Below are 17,319 nucleotides of genomic sequence, written 5' to 3'. Positions count from 1 at the left end.
ATGAATAAAAATATACTGATTGTTATCCTAATTGTAGCATCCTTATGTAATTCTTGTGCATTATATACCCCACAATATTTAAACGAAAACTTCCCTGAAAAATTGCCGAATAAGCAAATAGAAAAATCGTTTTATTTACTAGGAGATGCTGGTGGAGCGAACCTAAATGAAAGTACTCAAGGTTTAGAAGTTTTAAGAGATATTATACATAAAGAGGAAACCAATGATGATTATTTATTGTTTCTGGGGGATAATATTTACCAAAAGGGAATGCCGGATAAAAACGATTCTGAGAGAACCGTATCAGAGCATAGAATAGATGTGCAAATAGCTGTCGCAGATAAATTTAATGGTAATGTAGTTTTTATTCCCGGAAATCATGATTGGTATGCTAATGGAGTAAAAGGATTAAAACGACAAGAAAAATATATACAAAAAAAATTAAAGAATAAACAATCTTTTTTACCTTCAAAAGGATGTCCGATAGAAAGTATTGAAGTAAATAAGCAGATTCAATTAATAATTTTGGATACGCAATGGTACTTGGCTAATTGGAACAAGAATCCTACAATTAATGATAATTGCGAAATAAAAACAAGAGAAAAGTTTTTGAATGAGTTGGGAGGAGAGCTTAAAAAACATAATGGAAAGACGATTGTAGTAGCCATGCATCATCCTATGTTTACCAATGGTATACATGGTGGTAAATTTAGTTTTAAAAGTCATATTTTTCCACTTAAGAAGAAAATTCCATTACCAATTTTAGGATCATTGGCAACGCAAATTCTTTCTCAGGGAGGAGTGTCGCCACAAGATAGATACAACGAACGTTACAATAAACTGATGAGACGTTTGATTACTATCTCAAGAGAAAATGAACGAATTATTTTTGCATCAGGGCACGAGCATTCCCTGCAATATATAGATAATAAAGGACTAAAACAGATTGTGTCCGGATCGGGCTCTAAAGTTACTGCAGCCTCTTTAGGTAATGATGGTTTGTTCTCTTATCCCGGGCAAGGTGTTGCCGTTTTGGATATATTTACTGATGGATCATCTAATGTTCGATTCTATGGTCGAGAACAAGGAGTTTCAAAGTTAGTGTATCAAAAAGAAGTGCATAAAAAACCTGAAGAATATGATACAGAAGGTCTTACAAATTCTTTTAAAACAGAAACTTCAGCATCTATTTACAGAAAAGAAGAAACAGAAAAATCTAAATTTTTTAAAACGCTTTGGGGTGATCATTACAGACAGGTGTACGGAACAGATATAAAAATACCTGTTGCCACTCTGGATACGTTAATGGGCGGTTTTACTATAGAAAGAAGAGGAGGAGGGCAAGTTACCAGATCATTAAGACTTTTGGATAAAGAAGGAAAAAGATATAGTCTTAGGGCTATGAGAAAGAGTGTAACGCAGTTTTTGCAAAAAGGAGCTTTTAAGGACACCTATTTAGAAGACAGTTTTGATGATACCCTTACCGAAGAATTACTTTCTGATTTTTATACTTCTAGTTATCCTTATGCTTTTCTGATTGTGGGAGGACTGGCGGATGCTATAGATGTATATCATGCCAATCCGAAAGTATATTATATTCCTAAACATCCAGCACTGGGAAACTATAATAAAGATTTTGGTGACGAAATTTATTTTCTCGAAGAACGTCCGGGAAAAGAACATAAGAGTGTAGCCTCTTTTGGAACACCAGATGATATAGAGGGAACAGATGATTTGATTAAGAATTTGAGAAAAGATGAGGAATACCAGATGGATGAAGAGCATTATATACGCACCAGGCTATTTGATATGCTTTTGGGAGATTGGGATAGGCATTCTGACCAATGGAGGTGGTCTCGTTTTGATACAGATGAAGGAAAATTTTATAGACCAGTGCCCAAAGATAGAGATCAAGTGTTTTCTAATTATGACGGAGGACTTCTGGGACTGATTAAGTTTATTGTTCCAATTACCAGAAAATTTCAGGTATATGATGAAAAGCTAAAAAATATAAGATGGATTAATGAAGCAGGTATACGATTAGATAGAGCTTTTACACAAAAATCTGGTAAGCGTATCTGGTTGGAACAAGCTAGTTTTATAAAAGATAACCTTAGCGATGCTTCTATAGATAAAGCTTTTAACAACTTACCTTCAGAATTACAAGACGATACTGTAGAAAGAATTAAAAAGTTTTTGAGAAGTAGGAGAGATATTTTAGAAGATATTGCAGAGCGCTATTACAAATATCTTTCTAAACAAGTTATTATTAAAGGTACCGATAAGGATGATTTTTTTGAAATCGTAAGACAAGATGATCAGACACAGATAACAATTTCAAGGATAAAGACGACTACCGTAAAGAAACCTTTTTATAAAAGAACCATAGTATCCAAAGAGACTAAAGAAATATGGATTTATGGATTAGACGAAGATGATCAGTTTGTGGTAAAAGGAGAAGGAAAGAATCCAATTCTTATCAGAATTGTAGGAGGTCAGAATAATGATGTATATACTATTGAGAATGGGAAGAAAGTACGAGTATATGACCATAAGTCAAAATCAAATACTGTAAAGAAAAAAGGAACTGCAAAATTTATACTGAGCGATAATTATAGCCATAATGTTTATGATATGAATAAGTATATTGATAGAACAAATACTTTAACACCATTAATAGGATTTAATCCTGATGATGGATTTAATGTGAATGTAACTGATGCGTATACCATAAGAGGTTTTAATAATGCTCCTTATCAAAGTAAACATATTATAAAAGCAGCATATTATTTTGCTACAGAAGGCTATGATGCATCGTATACTGGAGAGTTTGTAAATGCTATCGGTAATTGGAACCTGACAGTAGGAGGTAAGTATACTAGTGAAAATTATGCGCAAAACTTTTTTGGATTTGGTAATAATTCAATTAATAATGATACTATAGTTGGTCTGGATTTTAATAGAGTAAAAACTAGTATATGGTCGCTGTCCATAGGATTGATTAAAAAAAGCTTTTACGGAAGTGATTTTTCTATTACAGGATCTTATGAAGGTGTAGAGGTTCAGGATTCTCAGGAGCGATTTATTACATCAGGTCTGGAAATGGTCGTTGCGGATTCTGATTTTTTTAACAGAAAGTTTTTTACAGGTATAGATATAAAATATGCATATAAGAGTTTTGATAATGGAGCTAATCCCACACGAGGGATGATATTCACATTACATGGTGGTTCTAAGGTAAATATTAATAATACAGACAATACTTTTGGATATGTGCGCCCAAGATTAGGGTTTTATAATGCAATTACAAAAAACAGAAAACTTGTATTAAAAACAGCTGTAAATGCTCAATTTATAATTGGAGATGGTTTTGAATTTTATCAAGCGGCTACTTTGGGAGGTGCTAATAGTTTAAGAGGCTTTAGAGAAGAACGTTTTACCGGGGACAAGGCTGCTGTATTTAGCGCAGATCTGCGGTACAGTTTTAATAGGTTTAAAACAGGATTGTTACCCTTACAACTTGGTGTATTTGGAGGCTATGATTATGGGCGTGTATGGTTTGATGAGGAAGATTCTGATCGTTGGCATGATTCTATAGGAGGAGGAGTGTGGATCAATGCTGTAGATGCTCTTTCAGGGCAATTAGGACTATTTCATAGTACTGATGGATTACGATTTACTTTTGGTCTGGGAATAAACTTGTAAAAAGCTCCCAATATAGATGCGTACTATCAGGAGCTTTTCGGGTAAGGAACAATTATATTATTTACAAAAAAGATGCTTTATTATTCTAAAAAAAATCTAAGGTCGTTCTAGGAATCAATTTTTCAGCAGGATCCAAAGTTGTTTTATTCATGTTATTTGTATTAGAGCTTTCTGTTTTTTGTGAGCTAATATTTGATGTTAATTTTTTATTCCTCACAGGTGCAAAATGACTGGTAGTGTCTTCTTGTTTTTTCAAAGTATGATGTATCGACTGAAATGATTGATCTTCTAAAATCATTTTTTCAGTATGATGATTGCTACTTTTTTGTGATAAAATAATACTTGACGAAAATATGGCAATGACTGTGAGATAAGCTGGGGCGGCTTTCATATAAAAATGTTATTTGGGGTTTTGGGTAATTTTTTAAGCTAATTTAGTGATTATTAATGTTTTATGACGTATTTTGTTTGCTGCTTACCTCTTATGCCTTCACCTATAATTGTTAACAAGTAGGTTTTTTACTACTTTTTTAATCTGTGTTATATTGTTGTGCTTAGTTTTGTCGACAAAAGGTTAATCTTTTAGTTTAAGTGTGGGTTTGTTAATAACTTCACACAATTATTTTTTTAATATTATATGTGTACTATCTGGATAGATATATTTTTTATGGGTAATTTTGTGTGAATGGTAGAAAAAATAGATACAAATAGATTGCAACTCCACGAAGTAGTACCCGCTGATCTGGTTACAATTCATAAACTATTATCAATTCCAAAAGTAGATCAATATAACACATTAGGGATTCCTACTAATATAGAGGTTACACAGGTTTATCTAGAAGAATGGATAGACAACAGAAGATTGAAAAATGAATTTGTATTTGCGATAAAAAAAATGAATGAAAATGAGTTATTAGGCTTAATATCATTGAAGATTGGTAACCCTAAATATAGAATCGGTATGATCTGGTATAAATTGTTTCCTGACTTTTGGTTCAGAGGATATGCTACAGAGGCTACCAAAGCTATTCTTGAATTTGGATTTGAAAAAATTGGACTTCATAGAATTGAAGCAGGATGTGCTGTAGATAATATTGGATCTGTCAAAGTATTGGAAAAAACAGGTATGGTTAGAGAAGGACTTAAAAGAAAAGTATTGCCTCTTAAATCAGGTTGGTCCGATACTTATGAATATGCAATACTAGAAACAGAGTGGAATACATAGAATGCACTTTCTTCTAACTGCCAATTCTGATTTGATTTTACTCGATAATCGAGATTTAAATGCTCCCAGATTTGCCTCGAAATCGAAATGTTTTTTTCAATAAATGCCTCGTGAGCTTGCCCCGAAGTAGTTTGCTCTAAATTTTGTGACAGTAAACTTTTAAGAATAAAATATCTACTAATAAATAAATCAGAATAAAATGAAAAAAGTGTTATCTGTACTCGTGTTACTAGTAATTATTTTTGGTATAAATGCATAAGATCAAACTATTAATGGGACAATATTTAAACAAAGTGGAAATGTAGGCATTGGAACAACTCACCTTCAAAACTTTTAGATGTAAATGGGGATGCCAGAATTGGAAATTTAAATAGGCGTCAATATTTTAAGATTTCTTCGTCTCAATGGCCAGAGGTTCGATTTGAAACGCCAGCAAGTAATGAACAGATTAGATTAGGAGTTGCACACGCAAATAATTCTGGTTATGATGTTAGTTCTGGGGATTTTTATGTGTATAGTGGAACTTCCAATACAATGCCACTAATAGTAAATAAAAATGGGAATATTTCTTTGATCAATAAATCAGGAAATGTTGGAATCGGAACAGGAAACCCAGATACGAAGTTAACTGTAAAAGGTACTATTCATGCAGAGGAAGTAATAATAGATTTGAATGTTCCTGCTCCAGATTATGTTTTCAAAGAAAACTACCAATTAATGAGTATTAAAGAGGTAGAAAAATTTATTAATAAAAAAAGTCATCTTCCCGGAATTCCTTCAGCAAATGAATTTGAAAAAAATGGGGTAAAGCAAGCCGAAATGGATATGAATCTTCTTGAAAAAATTGAAAAACTTGAGAAAGAAAATCTATTACTAAAATTACTATCTGATCGGCTATCAGAAATTGAAAAATTAGTTATATCTGAAAAAAACAAATGACAAAATATAATAACTTTTTATTGTGACAAATCGTATTATACGATTTGTGATTAAAAAATTCGTATAAATTCATTGAATTATTTTTTCTTTATGCAAGGCAAAAAAATCAAGCATAGCTATAGCTACGGTTTATTTTTTAAACGAAGTAGAAAGGAAAAAGAAACGATGAATATGCGAAATTTTTAGTTATAAATCGTATAATACAAAAACTGGAATGAAAGAAGAGTTTCTAGGTGAGATGTCTCAACGGATTGACAAAGAATTAATAAAAATATTAAATGTAGAAAAGAAAAAGTATAAGCTAGCAGCAATAAAAGCCAACGAATTTGAGGTGAAAAAACGAAATATAGATACGAGCACATTTATTGAGATCACAAAAAAGGTAACTGCTGAAAGAGAGAAATTAGAAAAAGTAGAGACTCTATTGTGGTGAATTCATCTATCCAATTGTTAAATTTGGTGTTCGGTTTTAGTTTTTAGGAGCTTTTAGCATTCATTGTAAGTTTTGTTATTGGACTTTTTATAAACTGTACCAACGCAGTGTTTTTTACAATTCCTGGATACCTCCTGATATTTGGAACCTATATAATATATTATACAATTATGGAAATTAAATTTCAGAAAACAGTTCGCAAATTTATAACTAAAATGAATGAAGAAAAAGCTAAAAATTCTGATATCATTGCGTGTACCTTTTACAGATTAATATCATTTGATAAAATTTCATTTTTGTTTGTAAAAAATAGAAATCACGATTATTTATCAAAAACGAGTGTTAGTATAAACTCCGTAGTGTATAAAAACGAATGATAATATTCTGATCATAAGAGTTTTTGCAGAAACAACAAGTTTGAGGTCTTAAACCAGTTACTGCTGCTGCTGCCATACTTCGACATTATAAAATATAAAAAAATCTAAAAAAAAAGTAACATTTTATTGTGCTATGACATCCATAGTAAACAATATAACATATTATGAAAAAAAGCCTGATTGTACTATTTTTAATTTTTATAGCAAACCTGTCTAACGCACAGTTTATCAAGGAAAAATCAATAAATGCTCAAATTGGATATGGATTGAGTGCACCATATAAAAGTGTTGATAGGATTGTTGATAAAGGATTTTTTATGCAGGGAGAATTTGTGTTAAAAGTTCATTCCTGGTTGGAATTAAGACCATATGCCGGTTTAATTTTGACTCGGTCAGATGGCAAAGATCTCAATGATAATCCAACAGATGAAAAAGCAGAGTCTAAAGCCTTTATATTTGGAGGGAAAGCAAGAGTAAGAGCTCCAATTCCCTGGTTTGCACCATATGTTGAAATTGGTGTTGGTGGTTCGATTGGGAACTTTGAGACCCTTACAGCGTTTACCAACATCGATAAAAATGGGTTTATTTATCATATCCCTTTTTCATTCGGAGTAGAATTAGGGCGAAATAATAATGTTGATCTTGGGTTTTCTTATTACTTTCAGCCTACGGTAGAACAATATGTCGGAGCATTTGCTCTGGGTGTTACCATACCTCTAAAAACGAAATAAAAATAGTAAGTTATGATAATATCGCTAAAAGAAGCAAATTCAAAAAAAATAACAGGAGTAGAATTTTTAAAATTCCTAAAATGACGAGATATTTCAAGTGAAAATGAAATGAAACTAGAGGTGATGAATTTGATTCTTGGGGTACATCTGTTTGGTATTTTGAAATAGGAACTGATGGATATACTACCAGACAAATTGAATTATACGAAAATGAAACCGATTAAAATATCATTCAGAAAAACTTTTGATGATTATGGAGGTCTTAGTGACCAGGTATTGGATTTGAATGAATTTCAGGGTTTTCAAATTGATAAAGATGAATTTGAGGCTGAATGGAAAAAATAAAATCTAAAAAAAGAATACCAAGAAATTCTTAACATAAACCACTATGACCAAAGGTTCGGACAAGCCCTTTTTAATTTAGGAATAAACGATTTTTTGAATAAAACTCAACCAGAAAAGGAAAATTATAGAATTAGAGATATACATACTGACCAAGACAGTAAACTAATCGAACGGATTAAATCACAACTCGAATGGCTTGAAGAAAAGAAGAAAACAATTTGCATAGTGTACATGGCTCTTTTCGGGAAACAAACACACGATATAAGAGATGTCAGAAAAAAGAAGGTAACCATATGAAAAACAATAGATCTACAAAATTAGACAATAGCTTTTTAGCTGAACACAAATTATCAACTGCTCCTCCTCCTTTAGATTCTTTGTTTTGGAAAATGTGGAATGCATGCCAAAGTATTGCGAATCAAGCTTTGAATACCGAATTTATTCAAGGAATCAAGACTGGAACTCTTGACCCTGTAAGTTACGGAGGATTTAATGTCATTGATGCCTATTATTGTTTTAATGGGGAACAAGATTATCTAGTCGCAGAAAGCAAGGCCTCAAATCCGATTCTTAAAGCATTTCTGCTCAAGAAATATAATAGCTACCAAAAATACAATGAAACGTTTCCAAAAGTATGGCATGTAAGAGATGCAGGAGGAATTGTCCCAAGTAAGGTTTGCAAACAATATTCCGAATTTGAGTCTAATGTAGCATCCCACAAAGCTCCTATTTATACGCTTATAGCGATGATGCCTTGTGAGTATCTATGGGCTTGGTTAGGAGCACAGCTATCCCCTCCCTTATCTGGAAATCTCTATGCGCCTTGGATAACAGAAAACGATTATCCTGACGGAGCGTATGCAATGGGAAATTTTCTAGTTGAGTATCAGAAAGAAAACCCTGTAGATGAAACACTTGCAACTCAACTTTACTCACAAGCAATGACCTACGAATTTCAAAATTTCAATACCGCAATAAACAGATGAAATTGAATTTATACCATTTCTTTTTTTTAATAGATTTAAATCAGCAAATCTGAATAGATGATTTAAAACCAGAAATGGTATTCCATCCGCAATATGAATTGAAAATTCATATCATTTCACACATAAAACCCTCATAAAATAAGTGTTTACGAGGGTTTTTTTTGAAATTTTGTATTTTTGAGTTATCTAAAAACGAAATGTTTTTTTTGAAATATCTCTTTTGATCATGAATTAACGGTGATCTACTACTATTTTCCTATTGAATATAAAATCTTTACTCGAAATACGAAGAATATATATGCCAGTACTCAGGGATGGTAATTCAACCCGATATTGACTACTTTCGGTTTTGATATTTTTACGCATAATTTCGGTTCCTTTTAAAGAATAAAGAATTGCATTGTACTCACCCTTTGGTAGTTTCTCTATAGTTAGCATATCACTTACAGGATTTTGAATGATAACCATATCTGTTAATTCCTGTGCACGGGTAGTTCCTGTTTCTGAATTAGTCACGGATGAGGTTTGCGTAAAACTTACTCTGGTAACTGCCCAATCCGGATTTGAACCTCCTGCATCAGAAAATTCAAGACTTAAAGCTCCATCAGTAACAGTAACCTCAAAAGTTTGATCCTCAAATTCTCCGAAACTCGTATCGATGTCACTCCTAATTACCTGTCCATTCTCGGCATCTACTTGTTGATTGTCGTGAGCTCTTCTTCGATCACCAAATGTGACAATTACATTATAGGTCCCATTGGGAAGATCTACTTCAAAAGTTCTGGGGACTCTTGCAAAAATAAAATCCCGATTCAGATTAGTAACAGGTACTCCAGAAGCTCTATTCCTGCTTCGACTATTCAATCGGTCATTATTAGTCCATCTAAAAGACCCGGAAATGATACTTGGATCTACTCTTGTAAATCCATTTTCTAGAGGAGAAGTGGGAGTTCCAAAATCAAAATTACCAACAATGTTATTCGTATTTTCAACAATTATAGTAATAGTGTTTTCTCCGGTATTACCATTATTATCTGTTGCAACTGCTCTTAGGGTATAAGAACCCGAATCCAAATTTCTAAGAATATCATCCTGTTGTCCAGGTGCTGCCCACTCATACGGCACAACATTCTCTTGTCTTACAAAGATGCCATTTAAAAACAATCTTACATTAGCAATGCTACCATCATCAGTTGCTGATACAATTACTGGTAAATCATCACCAACATTTAATACATCACCATCAGCAGGTGTAGTAAATTCTACCACAGGTTTAGTATCTGTGGGAGGAGTAATTGATTCTCCGCAAAGAGAAAAATTATCAAATCCAAAACCCAAGCCGGTAAGAGTGGGGCTGCTACCATCATCATAAAATATAGTAACTGATAAACTACTGGTATCCAAGTCTGTAGGTATAGTTTGGTTAAAAACGGCATCAGTATCAAAGGCAAAGCTTGTATTATTGTCGTCTAACCAAGTAGAAAGGGTAGTTGTCCAATTCTGAAGGTTTCTGCTCCAATAATAAGTTTTAGTTCCATCTGTAACAGAAAGCCTTGTGAAATCTGTAAAAGCAAATGCGGCAAATGAAAAATCAAAAAACAGTCTTATATTTTCTTGATCAGAAAGATTTACAGTTGGAGTGGTAGCAGTAGCAGTATTATTATTTCTAGGGGCAATTTCAAAATCATCAAACCTAGCCCAGTCACCACTTCCCGGATTAGATACCCCCACTCTAAAAATGCTATCATCAAAACGCCATCTCCTTAAATTAGAATCGCCTGTACCTGATACGGTAAAAGTCCAATCTGTTGGTTCTCCATTCTCAAAAGTCTCTACAATCCCAGAAGAACTACTGCAAAGTGGAGTACAAGTAACGGCTAGGGTAAATTCTAATGTTGATACTGTATCATCGCGTCCTTCTATAGCAATATAATAAGTATTCTGAGCGTCTAGATTAGCAGTTGCTGTTTCATCATTCAAACCTGGTCGAAAAAAACCTGATTCTATAGCTGTAGGATTGTCGCAATCAGCAAAAATAATTAAATCTGCATTTGCACTAAGATTAGACAAAGTGACTTCTACAATTGATGGTTCAGAAAGTTGTATCGAATAAATTTGTTCACGACCTGTCAACCCGGAGAAAAATTGACCATAAGAGTCGATGGTACTTTGTCCATTAATAAGGTCTCCAGCTACAAGCGTACCACATTGTATTTCTATAGGATCAGTACAGGTTCCTGTTTCTGTTGTAGGTACTACAGTGGTAAAAGAAAAAGCATCTGACCAGGGCCCTGCAGATCCACATGCATTGTTTCCTCGTACACGCCAAAAGAAAGTAGTATCTCCAGAAAGAATTGCTGTCTGGAAAGAAGTGGTCATTATATCATTTTCAGATTCAAAAATAGTATTGAAGCTTATATCTGAGGCTACTTGTATGTCATAACTTTCTGTTCCATCCAGGCTTTCCCAGTTCAGATTTAATACTCTGGGTTGATTGGTGGATCCATTGGTAGGAAGCAATAGATTGGGGACATTGGTTATAGCATCTTGGACTTGTATTAACGTACTGGTAGAACTGGTAAAAGAACTATTGGTATCAGCACCAACAATATTAATAGTAAAATCAGTTGGAGAAATATTTGCTGTATTGCTTATTGTAAGTGTATAAATACCACTTGTATTCACCGAATTGTTTGAAAAAGAAGTTGATAATTGTTGAGGTAAATTTGTAGTTGTGAAATTAATATTTCCTGAAAAATTACTTGCAATTTCTACTCTGAAATCAACGATTATGTCATTTGGTACACAAGCATTGTATGATGTTTGTAGTGTAACGATATCAAATCCCTGGCTAATCTCATCTACTGTTGAAGAAGCTAATATTTCTCTTCTTGGCGATCCGTTTCCTGTGGCTCCCATTACGATACGCATCCGGTCTCTTTGGCATGCAGTAAATCGCTCCATACAATCATCATTGGTAAAATTCATATAATTCTCGATAGGATCAAGACCAACCGTAGGACAACTATCACTAGTTTCAGAGCATCCTACTTGATTACCAAAAGCAGTAGGTGTATCAGCACAAAAATCATCTGCTGTACAATCGCCATCCCCTCCTGTATGCCTTAACCCCAACCAGTGACCTATTTCGTGTGTTAATGTTCGTCCTTTATCAAAAGGAGCTGCATTGGGATCAGGATTTACTAATGTGGTACTTCCTACAGAAGAAGTTCTGACAACGACTCCGTCTGTATTTGGAGGATCGTCCCCTATGTCTATTCCAGGTAAACTAGGAGCTTCTGGAAATTGTGCAATACCAAGAAGTCTACCTCCCAGACTAAACCTTAGAGATCCTCCTACCCAGATATTCAAATATTGATTAGGATCAAACTGTGTACTAGGTTTAATGATATTGTTATAAGTTATTTCTGTAAAAGGAGGATTACCAAGACCATCTATAGAATTACGATTAATACGTCTAACTCCGGATTCGGGAAGCAAGTTACCATCTTCATCAAGCAAGGCAAGGCTGAACTGAATCTCAGTATCTACTCCACCGCCATCACCAGAAGTACCGGTAATTTTCCTGAAATCATTATTTAATTGCTCTAGTTGTGCCTGAATCAGTTCAAAAGCTAAGTTATCACCACTCCCTACTTCTTCACCATTATGAATGATATGAAATATAACTGGGATTTCAAAAATTGTTGCTTGAGCTGACTTTTTTAAAGCCAACGGTTGTAATTGCTCTTTGATATAATCTTCAAAGGCTAGCTTCGAATTTGTGTAATTCCCTTTGTTTCTTAATAGCTCTATGGGACTGGTTCCACACCGAATATACCCATTAGGAGTAATGGCATCTTGATATAGTTGTTCAATAATTTCTTGCTTATCATGTTGCTGAGCTTGCAACTTAAAAGAAGAAAAAAACAAAATAAAGAGAAAAATTTTGCAAAATGTGTAAAGAGTAAATTTCATAAGTTAAAAAGATTAAAAAAGTAGTTAATATTATGTGTGAATTGTGTTTTATATCTTTTATGATTTTTTCATTATAATGATAATTTTTTGAGAAAACCTATACCCATTACTAGTTTTAGATAAGTCCAGATGGTCTAACGCTTGAATGACTAGAAAAAATGGCATAAAAAGTTTTGAGGTTTCAAAAAAAAATGTATGAATCGATTTAATATAATTATAACAGGGTTAACAGATGTTACCCTAAATAAATAATGTTAAAAATAAATTAATTTTGTGTTATTTTTATTTTTAGAAGTCTGAAAATTAATTTTTAAACGTAATTTTTAACATGAGGAAACTGTTAATAATAGATTAACTATTCCAGAATCCGATCTTGTGATTTCTTGGACATTATGTCCCTTGTATAGAGCCTGAGCTGCTTCTATTATTGTTGGTGTCTGTTTGTAGATGGATTTTTCCCAATATTCAATATTTATTGATTCACTATTATGATCAAAATATTGGTTAAGTGTTTTTGCTAGATCATATTGATTGGACTTTGCAACAGTTTTATGATTTATAATTTGACTATTCTGTTCTTCAATACTTATTGCATTAGTTACAACTAAAACCGGTATGAGCTTTATATTATGACTTCCTTCATGGAAGTTTTTCAAGTCAACAGTATAATCAATCACTTGTTCAATTGCGTGTTTTCCAAAACCACCATCACCAACTTTAAATTCTATCATAAACGCAACATTATTAATGATTACGATATTATCGACTCGTTTGCCCATTCTCGGAATTGCTGGACTACCTAATAAATTTGGACTTCAAATTCCTTAAATTGACTTTTTAGGATGGTGATTTGTTTGCGCCATGCATTGTATGCAAAAAAACCTTTTGGCAATGCAAATAGTGTTCTTGAATATTTGGGTAGATACACCCATAAAATCGCTATTACAAATCACCGAATTGTAGAGGTTGAAAAAGACAGTGTTACCATCAAGGTTAAAAACTACAAAAAAGAAGGAAGAGCAGAACTTTTGAGCCTAAAAACAGAGGAGTTCATTCGGCGTTTTTCGATGCACATACTGCCCAAGGGTTTTGTTAGAATACGTCATTTTGGATTATTGAGTAGCACTTCCAAGAGATTACATCTACAGAAGCTTTTAAATCAACTAGGCAGACCCAAGATCAAAGTAAAAACAGAATCTTTACAGCATTTAGTATGTCCCAAATGCAAAAAAGGGAGGTTGAAAACGGTATACCTGTTTGATAACAGAGGACCACCACAGCATTGGTTAGAACGACTGAATCGTCAAAAAAATAGAAGCTCCGAAAAAAATAACGCAATGGCGTAATGGAATACTTATGTCTAAGAGCTTGTTTAAAAACCTTACTTCTTGAAAACAAATATTTTAAGAACCGTGAGCTTACTTCAAATAATTAAAATATCTCGATATTCTCATCATTTGAAGTGTCCTCAGAACCTCAAACTATTGATTTTCAATTTGTATTCTTTTTAAACATACTCTAAAATTGAATAACAAAGACTAAAAGATCGAAAATTATGTGATACCGCTCAAAATACGTATTACCCAAACCTAAAAACACCATACAGTACTACCAAAAACCAACGATCTACTAAAAAACTCCTATAACCCAGCTGTAATTCAACCAACCAAACCTAACGAAAAACCCATAGAAACAAAACTATACGGCAAAGCAGCCGGGGATAGTCAACACTGAGTTCATATATCGGCGCTACGCACCATACGAACGCTTAGTTGTTGTAGCCATTACTTTCTCCGCACTATTTTCAATGTTCCGATTTCCATTCCTCTGAATCATTGGAGGGCATCATATTTTTAAATACTGGAAACCCTTGTTCCTTTTCGAATTTTGCCATATTCCATTTGGAAGTGGTTATTGCTTTCATCATAATTCCCATAGTTCGCAACTTGTTGAGAAGCGATTGTTTTACCATAGGATTGTTTTTTAAATATCTTCTTGTTATGGTTTCAAAATCATCCGCTGGTTTGCCAACAATATCCTGAACTGTTGTTGTTGGTGCTTTTAGTGCAAAACCTCCATTGTGCCCATCTTTTACATAATGGATTACTTGAGATGCGTCTCTTTGCGGAAATCCGTAAGAACGTAACATTTTCAATAGCATACTTTCAGGTAATACATCTGCCTTTATTTTACGACCAACGACTTTACCAACAATGTCTGCCATTTCTTGTGGTTTTAAGAGTTCTCTACTTGTTACACGATAGGTTTTCCCGATATGTGGTTCAGGATTTTTTAATATATGTGCAACTGTTAATCCAATATCTTCGTTTGAAGGTGGTGCATTGGTTCCAAAATCTGGCATCATTCCGAATTGAAGCATAGGTTCAGGCATCATAAAATAAACGAATGCGAAAAATCCGGGATTTACGAATGTAATGTTGGTATTTTGAAGTCGTTTAAAGGTTTGGTCAACCAACCAATGTTCTTTTGTGTAAACCGAAGGATGGGAGTTGGATGATAACCATTGGGTAAGCACAACCACGTTTTTGGTTTTCATTTTTTCGACAGCAGTTGCAAAAGTTGAACCTTGAAAAAGCACATTCGGATATGTTGGTACAAAATAGGCACTTTCGATACCTTCAAGCGATTTTCTAACGTCTCGTATGTCTTGAATATCGCCAACGAATATTTCTGCACCCAATTCTTTTAATTCTTTTGCCTTTTTGGTTTGTGGGTCTCTAACAAAGGCACGGACTTCAAAACCTAATTTCAATAATTCTTTTGATGCAGGAAATCCTGTGTTTCCGTTCGTTGCAGTTACCAGTATTTTTTTATTGTTCATGCTCTTATATTTTTAATTTTTTTTTATTAGTTGAATGGTTCTGTTAACCATTCACTTATTCGGTTTGTAATTATTTGGATAGACCAATAGCAAACTTCCAATAGTTCTTTTTCTGTATTTTTTATTTTGTAAAAATTGGTAATGTCCTTTTCTATGATAGTAAATGGTGCAAAAGCTGATAGAAATATTAGCGTAGCGATTGGTTTTTCGCTTTCGGAAAAATTGATAATGATTTCGTTTAACCAAGCTCTTCCCAATGGCATTTCTTTCCCATACCAATTTTTAATTTTGCTCTTAAAAATTTTTGCAATTTTTTTTGGAATGAGTTCCTTTTCTAATTCGTCTAAAAGAAAATCTCTTGCATCAAGTGTTTTAGCGTATGTTGGAACATTTTCTGACCATTTATATTTTTCTGAATAGGCGTTGCTTTGTATAAACTGTAACGAATCTCCCGCTTTTCCTTTTTTCATTACCATTGTTTTAAACAATGTCTTGGAAGCAATATTTAAAGCTGTTTTTTTGAGGATTGAATTGGTCAAAAATTTGGGTAAAGGCGAATTGTCTAAAAATATATTCGCAAGTCGATTAGTAGAATGAAATACTAATGCAGTTCCTATTATTTCTGTTGCTTCACTTTTTGTAAATGGTGGGTTTTTAATTATTTCGGTATTTGGGTTTCTTGTGTTTAAACTCCATTTAATTAAGGCTTTGGTCTTTTCGTTTTTTAATGATTTCCAAGTTCCATTGGCTATTGCTTTTGAAGTCTCCGTATCTCCAGCACTTGAAATTGAAGTTTCGTGTACGTCTTGGCAGTAAGGGCAATCGTTGGTTTTTGCAATTCCAGAAGCGATAGTTTCTTTAACTACTCTTTTGACATTGGTTTCCACAACAAATACTTCTCTTATGTTTGCCCAACGCATAGCATGTACGCTTTCACTTATTGACGACAAGCTTAATGGACCTACAAGACCAAAATCTCTATCTATTTGGACGTTTATTTGCTTAATGGCTCCTTTGGCATCATTTATTCCAACAGTTTTAATGTATTTTACTGTGTGAGCATTTTGCTCCATCATTTTATTTTCAATCGTTTTAAGCATAATTATTCTTAAGTTGTATATACAACATTGTATTTAAAAAAATATTAATTTAGGCTGTTCTCCAATTTACTCAAATATGTTAATCCATTTTCGCCCAATTTCGAAATTAGTTCGTCCATAGTTTCTTCCCAAAGTGGAATTAGCTTTTGTACCAATTCATTACCTTTTTTTGAAAGTTCAATTTCTGGTCGATAGTCAGAAGTCCGTTTAATATAATTTTGTTTTTCCAATAGTTTTATGTTTCTACTTACTGTTGAGCGTTCCAACACTAATGTCTGCCCGATTTTCCCTTGTTCAACTTTTCCCTTTTTGTTCAAAACAAACAAAATGGTCATTTGATTTTCGGTAATGTTAAATTCAGATAATTTACTTCTAAAATGTCTATCTGCTATTCTCGATAGTCTTCTTAATCGAGAACCAATACAAAGTTGCAAATCGTATTTCATACGGTAAAAGTATAAAATTAAGTTGTATATGCAACATTGGTGATTGTTTTTTCAATTTTTTTGGTGTTCCGATGGTTTTTTCTGTATGTCACGTCCTAAAATACGGCTACAGATTAATATTAAAATTTAAGCGGCACTTTGGTGCACGTAATTAGGTGTTTTATAGTCTAAAGATAAATGTAATCTTTTATTGTTATATAATTTGATTGCGT

14 protein-coding genes are annotated in these 17,319 nt (G+C 33.3%); 8 read left to right on the top strand and 6 right to left on the bottom strand.

All coding sequences use genetic code 11. The features are described 5' to 3' along the window. Positions 1–3,705 (top strand): metallophosphoesterase, encoded by a 3,705-nt coding sequence (locus tag F0000_RS18600; protein ID WP_149626234.1) that lies wholly within the window; start codon positions 1–3, stop codon positions 3,703–3,705. 85 nt (positions 3,706–3,790) lie between these two features. Here the strand turns inward: F0000_RS18600 and F0000_RS18595 are convergent, their stop codons facing one another. Then, the gene (locus F0000_RS18595) at positions 3,791–4,096 is read right to left on the bottom strand and encodes a hypothetical protein (RefSeq protein ID WP_149626233.1); all 306 of its coding nucleotides are present in this window, start codon (positions 4,094–4,096) and stop codon (positions 3,791–3,793) included. Between the two features lie 294 nt (positions 4,097–4,390). Between F0000_RS18595 and F0000_RS18590 the strand changes: the two genes are divergently transcribed. The 6 genes from F0000_RS18590 (at position 4,391) to F0000_RS18570 (ending at position 8,741) form a co-directional block, all read left to right on the top strand. Further along, positions 4,391–4,930 carry a GNAT family N-acetyltransferase gene (locus F0000_RS18590; protein WP_149626232.1) on the top strand — a complete coding sequence of 180 codons (540 nt, stop codon included), beginning with the start codon at positions 4,391–4,393 and terminating at the stop codon, positions 4,928–4,930. 534 nt (positions 4,931–5,464) lie between these two features. Next, positions 5,465–5,869 carry a tail fiber protein gene (locus tag F0000_RS18585; RefSeq protein ID WP_149626231.1) on the top strand — a complete coding sequence of 135 codons (405 nt, stop codon included), beginning with the start codon at positions 5,465–5,467 and terminating at the stop codon, positions 5,867–5,869. Positions 5,870–6,083: 214 nt separating this feature from the next. Next, a complete protein-coding gene (locus F0000_RS18580) occupies positions 6,084–6,302 on the top strand; it encodes a hypothetical protein (RefSeq protein WP_149626230.1) in 219 nt (72 codons plus the stop codon). A 541-nt stretch (positions 6,303–6,843) separates the two neighbouring features. Beyond that, the gene (locus F0000_RS18575) at positions 6,844–7,410 is read left to right on the top strand and encodes a porin family protein (protein WP_149626229.1); all 567 of its coding nucleotides are present in this window, start codon (positions 6,844–6,846) and stop codon (positions 7,408–7,410) included. Positions 7,411–7,620: 210 nt separating this feature from the next. Further along, positions 7,621–7,755 carry a hypothetical protein gene (locus tag F0000_RS28340; protein ID WP_255452801.1) on the top strand — a complete coding sequence of 45 codons (135 nt, stop codon included), beginning with the start codon at positions 7,621–7,623 and terminating at the stop codon, positions 7,753–7,755. Positions 7,756–8,048: 293 nt separating this feature from the next. Then, a complete protein-coding gene (locus tag F0000_RS18570; RefSeq protein ID WP_149626228.1) occupies positions 8,049–8,741 on the top strand; it encodes a TenA family transcriptional regulator in 693 nt (230 codons plus the stop codon). A gap of 231 nt (positions 8,742–8,972) precedes the next feature. On the opposite strand, the gene F0000_RS18565 is transcribed toward F0000_RS18570, so the two are convergent. Continuing rightward, a complete protein-coding gene (locus tag F0000_RS18565; protein ID WP_149626227.1) occupies positions 8,973–12,719 on the bottom strand; it encodes an Ig-like domain-containing protein in 3,747 nt (1,248 codons plus the stop codon). Between the two features lie 323 nt (positions 12,720–13,042). Further along, positions 13,043–13,498, bottom strand: a complete 456-nt coding sequence (locus tag F0000_RS18560) for a hypothetical protein (RefSeq protein WP_149626226.1) — start codon at positions 13,496–13,498, stop codon at positions 13,043–13,045. 63 nt (positions 13,499–13,561) lie between these two features. On the opposite strand from F0000_RS18560, the gene F0000_RS18555 reads away from it, so the two are divergent. Then, positions 13,562–14,065 carry a transposase gene (locus F0000_RS18555; protein WP_149626225.1) on the top strand — a complete coding sequence of 168 codons (504 nt, stop codon included), beginning with the start codon at positions 13,562–13,564 and terminating at the stop codon, positions 14,063–14,065. A 458-nt stretch (positions 14,066–14,523) separates the two neighbouring features. On the opposite strand, the gene F0000_RS18550 is transcribed toward F0000_RS18555, so the two are convergent. The 3 genes from F0000_RS18550 to F0000_RS18540 are packed head-to-tail and all read right to left on the bottom strand — an operon-like array spanning position 14,524 to position 17,107. Continuing rightward, positions 14,524–15,561, bottom strand: a complete 1,038-nt coding sequence (locus tag F0000_RS18550; protein ID WP_149626224.1) for an NmrA family NAD(P)-binding protein — start codon at positions 15,559–15,561, stop codon at positions 14,524–14,526. A 26-nt stretch (positions 15,562–15,587) separates the two neighbouring features. Further along, entirely contained in the window at positions 15,588–16,661 is a 1,074-nt protein-coding gene (locus F0000_RS18545; RefSeq protein ID WP_149626223.1) for a hypothetical protein, read from the bottom strand. A gap of 44 nt (positions 16,662–16,705) precedes the next feature. After that, positions 16,706–17,107: a MarR family winged helix-turn-helix transcriptional regulator gene (locus F0000_RS18540; protein ID WP_149626222.1), complete on the bottom strand. Its 402-nt coding sequence runs from the start codon at positions 17,105–17,107 to the stop codon at positions 16,706–16,708. Positions 17,108–17,319 lie beyond the last annotated feature (212 nt).

It is taken from the genome of Aquimarina sp. RZ0 (assembly GCF_008370685.1).
In the GTDB taxonomy this organism is placed as follows: domain Bacteria; phylum Bacteroidota; class Bacteroidia; order Flavobacteriales; family Flavobacteriaceae; genus Aquimarina.
The sequence above is the reverse complement of the archived record's forward strand: the minus strand, read 5'-3'. Positions and strand labels throughout refer to the sequence as shown.

Coding starts and splice junctions, on each gene's coding strand:
- F0000_RS18595 (WP_149626233.1), bottom strand. CDS start 4,096: ATGAAAGCCGCCCCAGCTTATCTCACAGTCATTGCCATATTTTCGTCA.
- F0000_RS18600 (WP_149626234.1), top strand. CDS start 1: ATGAATAAAAATATACTGATTGTTATCCTAATTGTAGCATCCTTATGT.
- F0000_RS18570 (WP_149626228.1), top strand. CDS start 8,049: ATGAAAAACAATAGATCTACAAAATTAGACAATAGCTTTTTAGCTGAA.
- F0000_RS18540 (WP_149626222.1), bottom strand. CDS start 17,107: ATGAAATACGATTTGCAACTTTGTATTGGTTCTCGATTAAGAAGACTA.
- F0000_RS18550 (WP_149626224.1), bottom strand. CDS start 15,561: ATGAACAATAAAAAAATACTGGTAACTGCAACGAACGGAAACACAGGA.
- F0000_RS28340 (WP_255452801.1), top strand. CDS start 7,621: ATGAAACCGATTAAAATATCATTCAGAAAAACTTTTGATGATTATGGA.
- F0000_RS18590 (WP_149626232.1), top strand. CDS start 4,391: ATGGTAGAAAAAATAGATACAAATAGATTGCAACTCCACGAAGTAGTA.
- F0000_RS18575 (WP_149626229.1), top strand. CDS start 6,844: ATGAAAAAAAGCCTGATTGTACTATTTTTAATTTTTATAGCAAACCTG.
- F0000_RS18585 (WP_149626231.1), top strand. CDS start 5,465: ATGCCACTAATAGTAAATAAAAATGGGAATATTTCTTTGATCAATAAA.
- F0000_RS18555 (WP_149626225.1), top strand. CDS start 13,562: ATGGTGATTTGTTTGCGCCATGCATTGTATGCAAAAAAACCTTTTGGC.
- F0000_RS18545 (WP_149626223.1), bottom strand. CDS start 16,661: ATGCTTAAAACGATTGAAAATAAAATGATGGAGCAAAATGCTCACACA.
- F0000_RS18565 (WP_149626227.1), bottom strand. CDS start 12,719: ATGAAATTTACTCTTTACACATTTTGCAAAATTTTTCTCTTTATTTTG.
- F0000_RS18560 (WP_149626226.1), bottom strand. CDS start 13,498: ATGGGCAAACGAGTCGATAATATCGTAATCATTAATAATGTTGCGTTT.
- F0000_RS18580 (WP_149626230.1), top strand. CDS start 6,084: ATGAAAGAAGAGTTTCTAGGTGAGATGTCTCAACGGATTGACAAAGAA.